Annotated in this window: 13 protein-coding genes; 8 read left to right on the top strand and 5 right to left on the bottom strand. The window is 38.4% G+C overall.

Features of this window, described 5'->3' with window-relative positions; genetic code table 11:
- The first annotated feature begins 132 nt into the window (after positions 1 to 132).
- The 6 genes from MED134_RS07200 to MED134_RS07175 all read left to right on the top strand — a co-directional run bounded on the left by MED134_RS07200 (position 133) and on the right by MED134_RS07175 (position 9,166).
- Complete coding sequence (locus MED134_RS07200; RefSeq protein ID WP_021778037.1) at positions 133 to 1,110, top strand: pyruvate dehydrogenase complex E1 component subunit beta; 978 nt, start codon at positions 133 to 135, stop codon at positions 1,108 to 1,110.
- Between the two features lie 171 nt (positions 1,111 to 1,281).
- Positions 1,282 to 3,825, top strand: coding sequence for a DUF5686 and carboxypeptidase-like regulatory domain-containing protein (locus MED134_RS07195; protein ID WP_021778038.1), 2,544 nt, complete (start codon positions 1,282 to 1,284; stop codon positions 3,823 to 3,825).
- Positions 3,826 to 4,222: 397 nt separating this feature from the next.
- A complete protein-coding gene (locus MED134_RS07190; RefSeq protein WP_021778039.1) occupies positions 4,223 to 4,750 on the top strand; it encodes an inorganic diphosphatase in 528 nt (175 codons plus the stop codon).
- Positions 4,751 to 4,939: 189 nt separating this feature from the next.
- The gene (locus MED134_RS07185) at positions 4,940 to 7,369 is read left to right on the top strand and encodes a sodium-translocating pyrophosphatase (protein ID WP_021778040.1); all 2,430 of its coding nucleotides are present in this window, start codon (positions 4,940 to 4,942) and stop codon (positions 7,367 to 7,369) included.
- Positions 7,370 to 7,513: 144 nt separating this feature from the next.
- The gene (locus MED134_RS07180) at positions 7,514 to 8,044 is read left to right on the top strand and encodes a peroxiredoxin-like family protein (RefSeq protein WP_021778041.1); all 531 of its coding nucleotides are present in this window, start codon (positions 7,514 to 7,516) and stop codon (positions 8,042 to 8,044) included.
- A gap of 114 nt (positions 8,045 to 8,158) precedes the next feature.
- Positions 8,159 to 9,166, top strand: coding sequence for an App1 family protein (locus MED134_RS07175; RefSeq protein ID WP_021778042.1), 1,008 nt, complete (start codon positions 8,159 to 8,161; stop codon positions 9,164 to 9,166).
- Positions 9,167 to 9,232: 66 nt separating this feature from the next.
- Here the strand turns inward: MED134_RS07175 and MED134_RS07170 are convergent, their stop codons facing one another.
- The 3 genes from MED134_RS07170 to MED134_RS07160 form a co-directional block, all read right to left on the bottom strand.
- Positions 9,233 to 9,751, bottom strand: a complete 519-nt coding sequence (locus MED134_RS07170) for a hypothetical protein (protein WP_021778043.1) — start codon at positions 9,749 to 9,751, stop codon at positions 9,233 to 9,235.
- 124 nt (positions 9,752 to 9,875) lie between these two features.
- Positions 9,876 to 10,490 (bottom strand): deoxynucleoside kinase, encoded by a 615-nt coding sequence (locus tag MED134_RS07165; RefSeq protein WP_021778044.1) that lies wholly within the window; start codon positions 10,488 to 10,490, stop codon positions 9,876 to 9,878.
- A gap of 2 nt (positions 10,491 to 10,492) precedes the next feature.
- On the bottom strand, positions 10,493 to 11,281 hold the full coding sequence (locus MED134_RS07160) for a hypothetical protein (protein ID WP_021778045.1): 789 nt from the start codon (positions 11,279 to 11,281) through the stop codon (positions 10,493 to 10,495).
- Between the two features lie 50 nt (positions 11,282 to 11,331).
- Between MED134_RS07160 and MED134_RS07155 the strand changes: the two genes are divergently transcribed.
- The gene (locus MED134_RS07155) at positions 11,332 to 11,724 is read left to right on the top strand and encodes a group III truncated hemoglobin (protein ID WP_021778046.1); all 393 of its coding nucleotides are present in this window, start codon (positions 11,332 to 11,334) and stop codon (positions 11,722 to 11,724) included.
- Positions 11,725 to 11,775: 51 nt separating this feature from the next.
- Here MED134_RS07155 and MED134_RS07150 read toward each other — a convergent pair whose 3' ends face one another.
- Together MED134_RS07150 and MED134_RS07145 are read right to left on the bottom strand one after the other, a co-directional pair.
- Positions 11,776 to 12,453, bottom strand: coding sequence for a response regulator transcription factor (locus MED134_RS07150; RefSeq protein WP_021778047.1), 678 nt, complete (start codon positions 12,451 to 12,453; stop codon positions 11,776 to 11,778).
- Positions 12,446 to 14,050: a sensor histidine kinase gene (locus tag MED134_RS07145; RefSeq protein WP_021778048.1), complete on the bottom strand. Its 1,605-nt coding sequence runs from the start codon at positions 14,048 to 14,050 to the stop codon at positions 12,446 to 12,448. Before MED134_RS07145 ends, MED134_RS07150 begins: the two co-directional genes overlap by 8 nt.
- Before the next feature lie 133 nt (positions 14,051 to 14,183).
- On the opposite strand from MED134_RS07145, the gene MED134_RS07140 reads away from it, so the two are divergent.
- Positions 14,184 to 14,504 carry a hypothetical protein gene (locus MED134_RS07140; RefSeq protein ID WP_038597406.1) on the top strand — a complete coding sequence of 107 codons (321 nt, stop codon included), beginning with the start codon at positions 14,184 to 14,186 and terminating at the stop codon, positions 14,502 to 14,504.
- Positions 14,505 to 14,532: the final 28 nt, after the last annotated feature.

Here is a 14,532-nt window from a genome sequence, read left to right as displayed (position 1 = left end):
TGCAAAATTCTCATTTTTTGAGGTTTCTGAATTGCTTATTTTTGTGAGTACGTAAAAAACGATTATTAATTAGGTGATTAAGGCAATGCTTTGAGAATCCTTTGCAAATTAACCCACTAGTGGGTAACTTATATGAGAACAATCCAGTTTAGAGAAGCCGTTTGTGAGGCTATGAGTGAAGAAATGCGTCGTGACGCATCTGTTTATTTAATGGGAGAAGAAGTAGCCGAATATAATGGTGCTTACAAAGCTTCAAAAGGAATGCTAGACGAGTTTGGTGCAGATAGAGTTATAGATACTCCTATTGCAGAGCTTGGTTTTGGAGGTATAGGTGTAGGTAGTACTATGACGGGTTGTCGTCCTATTGTGGAGTATATGACCTTTAACTTCTCACTTGTAGGTATTGATCAAATTATAAACAATGCAGCAAAAATAAGACAGATGTCTGGTGGGCAATTTTCTTGCCCTATCGTTTTTAGAGGACCTACAGCATCTGCAGGTCAACTAGGAGCAACACACTCTCAAGCTTTTGAAAACTGGTTTGCAAATACACCTGGTCTTAAAGTAATTGTACCATCTAACCCTTATGATGCAAAGGGACTGCTTAAAGCAGCGATACGTGATAACGATCCTGTAATCTTTATGGAGTCTGAGCAAATGTATGGTGATAAAGGTGAGGTGCCAGATGGAGAGTATGTATTACCTATAGGTGTTGCAGATATTAAGAGAGAGGGAACAGATGTAACTATCGTTTCTTTTGGAAAAATTATAAAAGAGGCTTACAAAGCAGCAGACCAACTGGCAGAAGATGGTATTTCTTGCGAGATTATCGATTTACGTACGGTACGCCCGCTAGACAAGCAGGCTATCTTTGACTCAGTAAAGAAAACTAATAGACTTGTGATACTTGAAGAGGCTTGGCCTTTTGGAAACGTGTCTACAGAGATAAGTCACCAGGTACAAGAGCACTGTTTTGATTACCTAGATGCACCTATACAAAGAATAAACACGGCAGATACACCTGCCCCTTACTCACCAGTACTACTTAAGGAGTGGTTGCCTAACAGCGATGACGTTGTAAAGGCTGTTAAGAAGGTGATGTACAGATAAGCTTTCGCGAAAGCGTACTATATTTGACCCCTTTCTACCTAAGAGAGGGGTTTTTTAATTAATGTGTATAAAATAACATCTCATACAGAATAATACATATTCTAAACGTTATAGGGTAATCATTGTAACCCTACTGAATGATATGTAACAACGCACAAATAGAATTAATAGATGAAACATAATTTACTTTTCTTCCTTATTACGCTCTTTACGGTGGCTATATCTTATAGTCAGACTAAAGTGAGTGGAGAAGTTTTTGACGCGCAGGGAAATGCATTACCATTTGTAAATGTCGTTTTTATGGGTTCTAATGAGGGAACTATTACAAATGAGAATGGTCGCTTTTACCTCGAGTCTGATACTACGTGGGAGCAAGTGCGATTTTCTTTTATAGGATTTTCAAACCTTATTGTAGACTTAGAGCAAAAGGTCAACTACGAGATGAAAATCATACTAGAAGAAGAGGCTGGGGCCCTAGATGAGGTCGTAATCTTTACGGGTAAAACAGATAAAAAGAACAACCCTGCTGTAGATATACTACGCAAGATATGGGCAAATAAAAGAGAGAACGGACTTAAACAGTTTAAGCAATACCAGTATGATAAGTATGAGAAGCTAGAGTTTGACCTTAACACCATAGACAGTGCCCTTATAAATAGCCGTCTCTTTAAAGGAATGGAATTTATATTTGATCAGACAGATACCTCTAATGTTACAGGTAAAACCTATCTACCCATTTTTGTAAACGAAGCCGTGTCAAAAGTTTATGGAGATAACGAGATTAATAAAGTAAAAGAAGAGCTGCTAGGTAATAAAAACAGTGGTTTTAGCGAGAATCAAACAGTGATAGGTTTTGTAAAAGATCTGTACAGTGATTATGATATCTACCAGAACTACTTACAGTTTTTTGATAAGAGTTTTACAAGTCCGCTGTCGCGCACAGGGATACAAACCTATAATTATGTACTCTCAGATAGTGCCTACATAGATAATAAATGGTGTTATAATATCATTTATTATCCACGTCGTAAAAACGAACTCACCTTTAAAGGAGACTTCTGGGTAAACGACTCAACCTGGGCAATTAAAGAGATTAATATGCAGCTTTCAAAAAGTGCAAACATAAACTGGGTCAAAGAAATCTATATGGAGCAAGAGTTTGATATCGTAAACGATACTACGTTCTTACTCTCGCGTGATTACTTCTTGTCAGACTTTGCTTTTAATAAAAAAGAGCAATCTAGAGGAATGTACGGTAAGCGTACGACCCTGTATGATAACTATGAGTTTGATAAAAAGCTAGACAAAGATTACTACGATAAAGAAGTTTATAACTACGATAAGGATATCTATAATCGTGACGATGAGTTTTGGGAAGAGAATAGAAAAGAAGAACTCAGTAAAGACGAGCTAGGCGTTTATAAAATGCTAGACACCCTTAAAACGGTTAAGAAATTTAGAAATCTCTATAATGCAGGCTCTGTGCTAGCCTCTGGTTATTATGAAATCCCAAGTCTCAATTTTGATTACGGACCTATATTTTCAACCTTTGGGTTTAACGAGGTAGAAGGTTTGCGTGTACGTACAGGTGGTAGAACTTATTTTTCTCAAAACGACCCTTGGCGTCTAGAAGGTTTTCTAGCTTATGGTTTTAAAGATAAAAAAGGAAAATTTGGTATTTCTGGTAAATGGCTTTTAGATAAAAAGAGTAGACTTATAATCTCTGGCGGTTACCGTCAAGATGTAGAGCAAATAGGGGCGAGCCTTACCACCTCAAGAGATGTGCTAGGTAGAAATCTTGCCTCATCATCGCTAGTAAACACAGCGACTAATGATAAGCTCACCTCTATAAAACTGGCAAATGTAGCAGCAGAGATAGAGGTGGTGCGTAACCTGCAGGTGCGTGCAGATTTCTCACTGCGCACGCTCGAGTCTGCCTCAGAGACCTTTAGTCTAGACTACTTTACAGATGCCACACAAACCACCACCACAGGTGAGCTTAAACAAGCAGAGGTGGTTCTTACTACTATCTGGGAGCCGGGTAAAAAGACCTCAGGTTTTGGTGTAGAGCGACGCGTTACAAACGAGTGGTTCCCTAGCTTTTATGCGAGTTACACACGTGGGCTAGAGGGTACGCTAGACAGTGATTTTGGGTACGACAAGTTTCAATTTTCTGCTCGTAAGGCAATACGTGTAGGAGGTCTAGGTACACTTACCGCTTCTACAGAGGTAGGTAAAACCTTTGATGAGGTGCCACTGGCATTATTAAGTCCAGTGCCAGGTAACCAGTCACTGTTCTCAATATTCAACACCTTTAGCCAGCTCAATTTTTATGAGTTTACTACAGATGAGTATGCTTCTTTACAGCTAGAACATAACTTTGGAGGAAGAATCTTTAACCGTATTCCTTTCTTAAAAGGGTTAAACCTCAGAGAGATTATAGGCGTGCGTGGTATTATAGGTAATATATCACAGGCTAATATTGATCTTAACAGACCCGCCTTTGAGAGTCTTCTCTTTGCAGAGGGAGATCCAGTAACCGCCATCACACCATCTATGATTGCCCCATCTATGGAGCCGTATTATGAGTACAGCATCGGGGTAGGTAATATCTTTAAGGTGTTTCGTATAGATGTAAACTTTAGAGGAAATTATAACTTCTTGCCAGATGCTCGCAAGATTGGAGTGACAGGTAGCTTTGGATTTTATTTTTAATGAGAGTTGTTTTTACGCTTTCGCGAAAGTAGTATTCCCGTCAGAGATGTTTATTTAAGTAAATCACATTAATGAGATAATAGAACAACAAACAGATTATCTTGTTGTGAAAACATTCAAGGTGGTACTTTAATTAGTATCACCTTTCTTTTTTAAACCGCTGTACGAGTAGGTGCCTAACCTAATCTTAACACGTATTCCTTTGGTGATAACGCTTTTACAGCGTATTTTTGCACCCCGAAAGATATTTTTTGGCAAGCTGCTGTTTATAATTAATTGAATTTCAGCTATTTAAAATTTAGCTTTCGCGAAAGCGCAATACTAACAACACAAATTAGTGCTCATATATTAAGAGATTTTTTAATAGGAGGGAGCATAATTTGTTTTTTATAATGATATGACAGCAGAAAAAGTAAAAACATTTGACGTTTTAATCGAAATCCCAAAAGGGAGTCGTAACAAATATGAGTATGATTTTGAACTAAAGAAAATACGTTACGATCGTATGATCTTTTCTTCTATGATGTACCCTGCAGATTACGGTTTTATACCAGAAACTCTTGCACTAGATGGAGATCCTCTTGATGTACTTGTTCTTGTAACAGAGCCTACTTTTCCTGGATGTGTGATTGAGGTAAAGCCTATAGGAGTTTTCCATATGGCAGATGAAAAAGGACCAGACGAAAAAGTTATCTGTGTACCAGTAACTGATCCAAGTGCAAACAAGCTTGAAGACTTATCTGATTGTAACCCACACCTTATAAAAGAGATTGAGCACTTTTTCCAAGTGTACAAAGATCTTGAAGAGAAAAAAGTAGACGTAGGTGGATGGGGAGACGTACACGAAGCTAGAGAAATTGTAGCAAAGTGTTACCAGAGATTCCAAGAGTCTGATGTACCACGTAGCGAGGTGAGTATATACTAAGACTCACAGTATAAACGAATTAGCCTAGAAGCCGTAAAGCAATGCGTTACGGCTTTTTTTGTTTGTTATTGTTTTGTGTATTCTATTGATTGTTAAGCATTTGTGATTTGGGTTGATTTTGCTACATTAGTAACATCTAAAATTTTAAGAATTTTATTAATAAATTCTCACTAAAACCAAACAAAATTTATGGAATCAATGATGATTTACGTGCCGATTGTATTGGCCCTTCTTGGGCTTGTCTATATGATCATAAAGCAATCTTGGGTTATGAACCAAGATGCTGGTGATGGTAAGATGAAAGAAATATCTGATCACATCTATGAGGGAGCGCTCGCTTTTTTAAATGCCGAGTATAAACTGCTTACCATATTTGTAATTATCGTAAGTGTATTACTTGCTATTGTGTCTTATGTAGTGCCTACCACGCACTGGCTTATTGTTATTGCATTTATATGCGGTTCTGTATTTTCTGCCTTTGCAGGAAACATAGGAATGAAAATCGCTACCAAGACGAATGTGCGTACCACTCAGGCGGCACGTACTAGCCTGCCTAATGCGCTTAAAATATCTTTTGGCGGAGGTACGGTGATGGGACTTGGAGTCGCTGGTCTTGCAGTGCTTGGTCTCACAGCATTCTTTATCTTTTTCTTCCATTTCTTTATGGGTGGTGAGTGGACTAATACGATGGATATGACCATTGTATTAGAAACACTAGCAGGATTCTCTCTAGGTGCAGAGTCTATTGCACTTTTTGCTCGTGTAGGGGGTGGTATTTATACCAAAGCTGCAGATGTAGGAGCAGACCTTGTAGGTAAGGTAGAAGCTGGTATACCAGAAGATGATCCTCGTAACCCTGCAACTATTGCAGATAACGTGGGAGATAATGTAGGAGACGTAGCAGGGATGGGTGCAGATTTATTTGGCTCATATGTAGCAACCGTGCTAGCAGCAATGGTACTAGGTAATTATGTGATAAAAGATATGGGGGGTAGCATTTCAGACGCCTTTGGAGGTATTGGTCCTATATTGTTGCCTATGGCAATAGCAGGTGTGGGTATTATTATATCTATTATAGGTACAATGCTTGTTAAAATTAAGAGTAACGATGCAAAGGAGTCTCAGGTTATGGGTGCTCTTAATATAGGTAACTGGACTTCTATAGTGCTTGTGGCAGTAGCTTGTTTTGCACTATGTAAATGGATGCTTCCAGAAACGATGCAAATGGAATTCTTTGGAGAAGGAGTGCAAGAAATCTCATCTATGCGCGTGTTCTATGCGACTATAGTGGGGCTAGTTGTGGGTGCTGTGATTTCTTCTGTGACAGAATATTATACTGGACTTGGTAAAACGCCTATTCTCAAAATTGTACAACAATCAAGTACAGGAGCAGGAACTAACATTATTGCAGGTCTCGCTACGGGTATGATCTCTACATTCCCATCGGTATTATTATTTGCCGGTGCAATCTGGGCGTCATATGCATTTGCCGGTTTTTACGGGGTGGCTCTAGCAGCTTCGGCTATGATGGCTACTACAGCGATGCAACTTGCGATAGATGCCTTTGGACCAATCTCAGATAATGCAGGTGGTATAGCAGAGATGAGTGAGCAGGAGCCTATCGTGCGTGAACGCACAGATATTCTAGATTCTGTAGGTAATACTACGGCGGCTACAGGAAAAGGATTTGCGATTGCCTCTGCAGCGCTTACATCGCTCGCATTATTTGCGGCTTATGTAACCTTTACGGGAATAGACGGTATTAATATTTTTAAAGCACCTGTACTCGCAATGCTCTTTGTAGGAGGAATGGTACCAGTGGTATTTTCTGCACTTGCGATGAATGCCGTAGGAAAAGCAGCTATGGAAATGGTACAAGAAGTACGTCGCCAGTTTAAAGACATACCAGGTATAATGGAGGGAACTGGGAAACCAGAGTATGATAAATGTGTGGCTATATCTACACAGGCTTCACTTAAAGAAATGTTGCTGCCAGGTATTTTAACCATTGGTTTTCCGCTCGTGATTGCTTTCTTGCCGCTTGCCTTTGGGATGAATCGTCTTGCTATTGCAGAGATGCTAGGAGGGTATATGGCCGGCGTTACAGTAAGTGGTGTGTTATGGGCAATTTTTCAGAACAATGCTGGAGGTGCCTGGGATAATGCAAAAAAATCTTTTGAGGCAGGAGTAGAGATTAACGGTGAGATGACTTACAAGGGCTCTGATGCTCATAAAGCTGCTGTTACTGGTGATACGGTAGGGGATCCTTTTAAAGATACATCTGGACCGTCTATGAATATACTTATAAAACTTACCTGTCTTATCGGTCTTGTGATTGCACCTATACTAGGCGGTCATACAGATGATGGTCTGGCTATTACTACAGAAGATGGGACTGTGGTCGCAATTACTCAAGATGGACGCATAAAGGAAACACGCGAGGTCCAAAAAGAAGTTCGCTTCTCTATGGCAGAGCGCGATGGGCAGTTTGTAGGAACAGTAACTATTACGACAGATGATAATGGTGAGATGAGTACTGAGGTAAAAGAGTTTACAGGTACAGAAGCAGAGGTAAAAAAGCAAATGGACGCCTTTGAAGCATCACTTCGCAATAAATAGTTTATACACTAGCTATTAAATACAACAAGGTGAGTTTTATAGGCTCACCTTTTTTATGACATTCACATACCTTAACAAAGGTTTACAATGATGTTGTGAGAGCTGCAGCTGTTTATGCGGTAATTTTATGTAAAAATTAAAATTATGTTGTTACCAAAAACACAAGTTCCTTCACTGGAACTCCCATTAATAAATGATACTAACTGGAAACTGAGCGATCAAAACGCAGAAAACTTTACGCTCTTAGTTTTTTATAGAGGACTACATTGTCCTGTATGTAAAAAACAACTTGAAGAGCTTTCTCAAAAGCTAGATAAGTTTGTAGATCGCGGCATTAATGTCGTGGCTATAAGTGCAGATACAGAGAAGAGAGCAAAAATAGCAGGTGAAGATTGGGATATAGAAGGGCTGCCAGTAGCATATAATCTATCACTTGAGAAAGCAAGAGAGTACGGATTGTTTATTTCTGAAGCGGTTTCAGATAAGGAGCCAGACTTCTTTACAGAACCTGGTCTCTTCTTGATAAAACCTGACGGAACACTATTTTTCTCAAGCGTACAGTCTATGCCTTTTGCAAGACCACACTTTGACGATATTTTAGGAGGGATAGATTTTATTATGAAAAAAGATTACCCAGCTAGAGGAGAGGTAAAAGGAATTCCTCAAAATGCGTAAGATATAGATACATATCGCTACTAAAAAGTGCATTACTATAGTTGTGCACTTTTTTTATGAAGCTATTATTTTTACGCTTTCGCGAAAGCGTAATACTAACCAATACATCGTACAATGTTCTTTTCTAAAAAACAAGATCCTATACAAATAGACGGGTACCAGTCCTATGGGACTAAAAATCACTTATACCTCATAGGGCGCGCTTTAGAGCACGAAGGAGTAGATCTAAAGAAAAAGGGTGTGCTTGCTGCTTTTAAAAATGCCTATAAACAGTTTGCTACAGATGAGTTGCGTCACACAAAACTCAAAGTGACTTTGCCAGATGGAGCTGTCTTTTATACCACCACAGATGCCGAAGGATATTTTAAAATAGATGAGCAGGTACACGGCTTAGATAAGATGACTAATAGTGAGGGCTGGCTCCAGCTTATAGTGAGCTTTGATGATGTAAAAAAGGATGTGGTGCTTATGGGAGAAAATAAGTTTGCTATAGAGATGCTTATCCCTTCAGAAAATGCGTCTTATGGAGTCATAAGTGATATAGATGATACGATATTACACACGGGAGTAGCGTCGCTTCTTAAGTGGAGAGTGATAGTAAATACACTTTTTAAAGATGTAGGGAGGCGTACATCGCTAGAGGGAGCTCCTTCTTTATATCAAAAGCTACATAGAGGAACTTCTGGAGCAGATGCAAATCCAATGTTTTATGTGAGTAACAGCCCTTGGAATTTATATAACTACCTAGAATCTTTTGTGAGGAATCAAAATTTCCCGAAAGGGCCTATATTATTAAGAGATTTTAGAGGGCCTTTTGAGAAAACTCCAAAACCAGAAAAGCCACACAAGCAGCACGAGATTAGAAATATATTAAATACCTATCCAGACTTAAAGTTTGTGCTTATAGGTGATAGTGGAGAGCACGATGTAGATATTTATCTAGAAGTAGCAAAGGAGTATCCAGAGCAAATACTGGCGGTGTATCTGCGCAGTGTAAAGCATAAGAAAAAGGTAATGCGTGTAAAAAGTGTACTTGCACAGTATGAGACCACGCCGGCAGTACTAGTAGAAAAGAGTTTCTTTGCAGAGGAGCACGCGAGATCTATAGGTCTTATAGTATAAAGCATAAAAAAACGGCTACTTAATTAAAGTAGCCGTTTTTGTTTATGTAGTTAGATTGTGTTTTGACTATTGTCTTGCAAAACGTAATTCACTAGTAAATGTAGATGTGCCATCTGCCTCAACATCTGTGCTTTCAAATAATAGTCTAAGCTGGCTATCGTTAAATAAAGTAACATCTCCAGTCTCACCATCTATAGTAATTGTCTGGTTTGTATCATTTACAGAATAATTACCTGTATCTGAGTTTGTGATAATCTCAGTTTCTTCTACAGGGTCGTTATTTTCTAGTTGAGTTGTTCTTGTTACGCGGTATTGGAAGTTTACAGTATAAGTTCCGTTTGCGTCAAAAACAATATTTGAAGATCCAAATGTATCACCTACCTCACTTATTGTTGTAGTAGCTGTACCACCTGTAACTTCTTCTTGTATTACCTCTTCACTCTCGTAAAAGTTTAAGTTGTAAGTTCCGGCAAGTAGTGCAGGTGTAAGTGTTGGTCCTGCTGGCTCAGAAGAATCGTCGTCATTGCTACAAGATATAGTCATAACAGAAATTGCCATAACTAAAAATAGAGTAATCTTTTTCATAATATAGTTTAAGTTTAAAAACGCGCAAATCTAGTTTATAAAAACAGAACTAGAAAGAATTTTCTTATTGAATTAGAATGAGCTGGTAAATCTAATATGCTTACAATAAGAACATTGGGTTATGTTAAAAAAGTCCGTTTAACTCAGCATCTATTCTATTGATGATATCTCCTAGGTCTTCTGGATTATCTACAAAGTCAAGATTATCTACATCTATAATAAGAAGCTTTCCTTTGTCATAACCGTGTATCCACGCCTCGTAGCGTTCATTAAGACGGCTTAGGTAATCTATAGATATAGAGTTTTCATAATCTCTGCCACGCTTGTGTATTTGCGATACAAGGTTTGGGATAGAGCTACGCAAGTAAATCATAAGGTCTGGTGCATCTACTACACTCTCCATAAGGTCAAAAAGCGACTTGTAGTTGTTGTAATCTCTATTAGTAAGCAAGCCCATCGCGTGTAGGTTAGGCGCAAATATGAATGCGTCTTCATAGATAGTACGGTCTTGTATAATAGATTTATTGCTATCGCGTATCTCTAGTAATTGTCTAAAACGGCTATTTAAAAAGTAAATTTGCAGGTTAAAAGACCAGCGCTCCATCTCGTTATAAAAATCATCTAAGTAAGGGTTATCTACCACGTCTTCAAACTGTGGAGTCCACTTAAAATGTTTTGCGAGAAGTTTAGTCAGTGTCGTTTTACCGGCACCAATATTACCGGCGATGGCGATGTGCATAGTTAAGGTTGTTTAGCTAGTTTGAGACGGAAAGCAGTGAGCTTTTTATCACTGTAAATATAGAGACTTTCCCCTTTTAAAGAAAGCTGTTTTATAGATAAATCTAATGTTTCTATAACTCCTACAGCAGCAGTATCATTAGGTTTGTAATAGAGCCTCTTATCTGCATAAAGTATAAAAGCACCTTTGTCTTGTGACATAAGCTGGCTTTCAGGACTTTCTATCTTCTCTATAAAACTTCCATAATTATTGTAGAAAAAAACACCATCTTTAGTACTCACCCAGGCAAAGTTAAAGTTGCTCATAAGTGCTGTGGCATTATGTGCCATAGGGGGAAACTGGGTAAGAACCTTTTGAGTATTCCAGTCAAAAATTTCTAACTGTTGTAAATCTGTATTAAAAATCCAGAATCGCCTATCACTTGCCGTACGCACGTGGCTTACATTTCTAAAGTTTTCTATCGTAGAGAAGTTTATACGTGTGATCTCGTTAAGTGTGTTGTCAAGAATGACAGCTGTGTTTGAGCTTTCATAAAACAAGGTAATTCTAAGCGGGTTGAGCACATCTACCGAAGTTAACGCACCCAGTTGCAATGCCGAAAATTGATACTCATTTTGCACATCAGTCTTATATAATATATCACCTTTAATGTGGTAAAGGGCATTAAAAGCATCTACAGCTATAAAGGTGTCTGTGTCTAGTGTGACCTCATTGATCTTCTCTAGGGAGTAGCTCTGGCTTATAGCTGTGATAGAAGCAAGAAATAATAGTATGTAAATCAGTTTGTGCATTAGTAAGCAAAGTACAAAAATCTAGCCGTTATAGTTAATACCTTTGTAATGTGAGAAAAGAGATCAAAAATAGAGAAGACGTATATAAACTGGTGACCACTTTTTATGGTCGCATACGTAGTGATGTTTATCTGGGACCTATTTTCAATAAACACATTACAGACTGGCCACATCACTTTGAGCATCTCACAGATTTTTGGGAAGGGAACCTGTTTCAAAAGCGCATTTTTACAGGAAGACCTTTGCAGGCTCACAAACGTGTAGATAGAGATGAGGGTTACACTATAAATGAGCAACACTTTGGCGTGTGGCTCAATCACTGGGTGCAAACGGTAGATGAACTATATGAAGGGGACCTTGCAGAGATGGCAAAGTTTAGAGCTCGTAAGATTGGAACTTTCTTTCTAGTAAATATGTTTCAGGCTAAGCCTAAAATGGAGTAGTTTCCCGCTTTCGCGAAAGCGTAACACAGCAACTAATACTTTTCGTTAAATCTAGCACAGCAATTTATAACCATAGCCACGCACGTTTACAATCTCAACCTGAGGGTCGTCTTTGAGTTTCTTGCGAAGTTTTGTGATAAAGACATCCATACTACGTGCGTTGAAAAAGTCGTCATTGCCCCATAGTTTTTTTAAAATCAGGCTGCGGTCCAGCACTTGATTCTTATTTTTTACCAGATTAAAAAGAAGATGAGCTTCTCTATGTGTGAGACGGGTGACGTCATTCTTGTAATGCAACTCTTGCCTCGGGAAGTCGAAGCTGTAGTCACCCACCTTAAGCACCTCTGACATTTTTTGTTGTGCAGAGCGATTCAATAAGTTTTTAATACGCACGATGAGTTCTTCCATACTAAAGGGTTTTTTTAGGTAGTCATTACCACCTATGCTAAACCCCTCTACAACATCTGCTGGTTGAGACTTTGCTGTGAGAAATATAATGGGGATTTCATCATTTACGGCTCTTACTTCTTTGGCTAGAGTAAAACCATCCATCTTAGGCATCATTACATCGAGTACGAGTATGTCTGGAGTGTCTTGTTTAAATTTTTTAAAAGCAATCTCACCATCTGGACATAGTGTGACGGTGAAGTCCCTAGTCTCAAGGCTCTCTTTTACAATCTGGCCTAGCGCAGGCTCATCTTCGGCGAGTAGTAGATTTATTTTAGACATAAGGCAGTGTGATTTTAAAAGTGGTGGGTTGGGTTTGTACCGCGAAATTACCACTGTGTTTTTCTATAATGGTCTTTGTATAGTAGAGACCTATACCAAAACCTTTTACGTCGTGCTTATTTCCCTTTGGCACTCTGTAAAACTTGTCAAAAATGTGTTGAGCTTGTTGTTTTGTAAGCTTGTTGCCACCGTCTGCGATGGTGATTTGTATATTTTCTTTTGTGCTGTTAAGAGCTATTTTTATGGTATCTCCACCATATTTTATGGCGTTATCTATAATATTATCTAGCGCGTTTTCTAGGTGAAAAACATCTATAGATGCACTTATATTTCTGTCTTGAGTGGTAAAGGTTAGCGCCTTGCCATTTGTGGTTTCTTGATGTGACTGTGTGATGTGCTCAAGTAGCTCAGTGAGGTTAGTCTCTTGTTTATTAAGTTCTAAAGCTTCGCTGTCTAACGTGGCGGTCTCAAGTAACTTCTCAACCATCGTGTTGAGTTTTGATACTTGCTGTGATGACATCTCAAGATACTTTTTTGTTTTCTCTTTACTGTCTGCCTCATTAAAGTGTTGTATACTTTCTATAGCTACACCTATGGTGGCTATGGGGGTTTTAAACTCGTGGGTGATGTTGCTTATAAAGTCATTTTTAATCTCGGCAAGCTGCTTTTGCTCTTGTATGATTTTAAGGAGGTAAAGTAGGCTGGCTATTACAGCACCTACAAGTAGTAGGGAGAGGAGCATCCCTAGTAAATTACGTCGTAAAACGATACTGGCTACATTTTTAAAACCTACGGCTAGACTACTCTTCTTAGGGAGCAAATTTGAGGTAGAGACGATAGCAAGATCGTGATTATTGAGTGTTTTTATGGTATCACTTTCTGCTGTGTTGTAAGCAATAGTATATTGTGTGTTGTTGAGATTTTTTCGCGTAAGCTCTAGGTTAATAAGGCTATCTAGGGTAGGCACGTTTATCTTATCATCTTTAAATGACAAAACTATACTCGTTGTAAGGTCTGTAAGTGCCTCAAGTCTATCTGGTAATGCTGTTTGTGACGAGTCCGTTATCTGTTGTGAGGTAAGTAGGTTGTTTTTTATTCTTTTTGAAAGTACTTCTACAGCTTTTTCACTTTCACCAAAAACTTTAAAAGTAGTATGACTGCTCGATGTAGGTGAGTTGCGTTTAAACTCTTGAGCATATGTGGTATCTACTTTAACAACGCGACTGGCAAAAATGCTGTCTAGTTCTGTTGGGCTTGCACCTTCAACTATAATGTTATCATCATTATTAGTCTCTTCTATTTTAATACTATTTATGGTAAGACCACTGTCTACACGCTTACCTAGATTCTGCATTTTATCTGACTTAAAAAATAAATCTAGATTTTGATCGTCCCCCAGAAATCCTATGGAATTAGAAGCTGTGATGCCTTCATAATAAGCGCTTACAGCGTTATCAATACTGATTTGCATATCACGTTTGAGCTGTGCTTTTCCCACCTCATAATTTTTATAATTCCAGTAAATCTGCACTGCGAGTGTGCATATTATGACGGCGCTTATAAAGTACAATATGGTTTTATAATGTCTTTCTTGCATAGTTCAAATGTAGTGGGTTAACTAGCTGTTACCAAATCGCTTAACACTCGTTAACGGTTGTTAACTCAAATAGCCATAGATGTTCTCCATATTTGTACTGTTCAATACAACAAACATTTTAAAACCAATCTATATGAAAACAATTATCACAATCATTCTATCCTTACTAGTGAGTGTTTCCTTTGCTCAACAAAAAGAGTTGAAGCTCGAAGTATCTCAAGAATTTAAAGAAGAACTAAAAGAGGCGCTCACAGTTCTTTCTGAAAAGCTTGAAGATGTAGAGCGCAATGATTTCTTTGCAAAGTCAGATATAGTAAAATTACAGACTAAGATGGAAGAGGTAAGTCAGAAAATAAGTTACACTCTCGAAAAAGAAGATGTTACTCTAGATAGTCTGAATGCTAAGGTCACAAAAAAAATAAAATTTACCATAAATCTAGATGAAGATGATTAAACCCCACTCGCTGGGCTTACAAAAGAAG

This window comes from Dokdonia sp. MED134 (assembly GCF_000152925.2).
GTDB lineage: Bacteria > Bacteroidota > Bacteroidia > Flavobacteriales > Flavobacteriaceae > Dokdonia.
The sequence above is the reverse complement of the archived record's forward strand: the minus strand, read 5'-3'. Positions and strand labels throughout refer to the sequence as shown.

Coding starts and splice junctions, on each gene's coding strand:
- MED134_RS07170 (WP_021778043.1), bottom strand. CDS start 9,751: ATGAAAAAGATTACTCTATTTTTAGTTATGGCAATTTCTGTTATGACT.
- MED134_RS07150 (WP_021778047.1), bottom strand. CDS start 12,453: ATGTCTAAAATAAATCTACTACTCGCCGAAGATGAGCCTGCGCTAGGC.
- MED134_RS07195 (WP_021778038.1), top strand. CDS start 1,282: ATGAAACATAATTTACTTTTCTTCCTTATTACGCTCTTTACGGTGGCT.
- MED134_RS07165 (WP_021778044.1), bottom strand. CDS start 10,490: ATGCACATCGCCATCGCCGGTAATATTGGTGCCGGTAAAACGACACTG.
- MED134_RS07160 (WP_021778045.1), bottom strand. CDS start 11,281: ATGCACAAACTGATTTACATACTATTATTTCTTGCTTCTATCACAGCT.
- MED134_RS07145 (WP_021778048.1), bottom strand. CDS start 14,050: ATGCAAGAAAGACATTATAAAACCATATTGTACTTTATAAGCGCCGTC.
- MED134_RS07180 (WP_021778041.1), top strand. CDS start 7,514: ATGTTGTTACCAAAAACACAAGTTCCTTCACTGGAACTCCCATTAATA.
- MED134_RS07185 (WP_021778040.1), top strand. CDS start 4,940: ATGGAATCAATGATGATTTACGTGCCGATTGTATTGGCCCTTCTTGGG.
- MED134_RS07140 (WP_038597406.1), top strand. CDS start 14,184: ATGAAAACAATTATCACAATCATTCTATCCTTACTAGTGAGTGTTTCC.
- MED134_RS07200 (WP_021778037.1), top strand. CDS start 133: ATGAGAACAATCCAGTTTAGAGAAGCCGTTTGTGAGGCTATGAGTGAA.
- MED134_RS07190 (WP_021778039.1), top strand. CDS start 4,223: ATGACAGCAGAAAAAGTAAAAACATTTGACGTTTTAATCGAAATCCCA.
- MED134_RS07175 (WP_021778042.1), top strand. CDS start 8,159: ATGTTCTTTTCTAAAAAACAAGATCCTATACAAATAGACGGGTACCAG.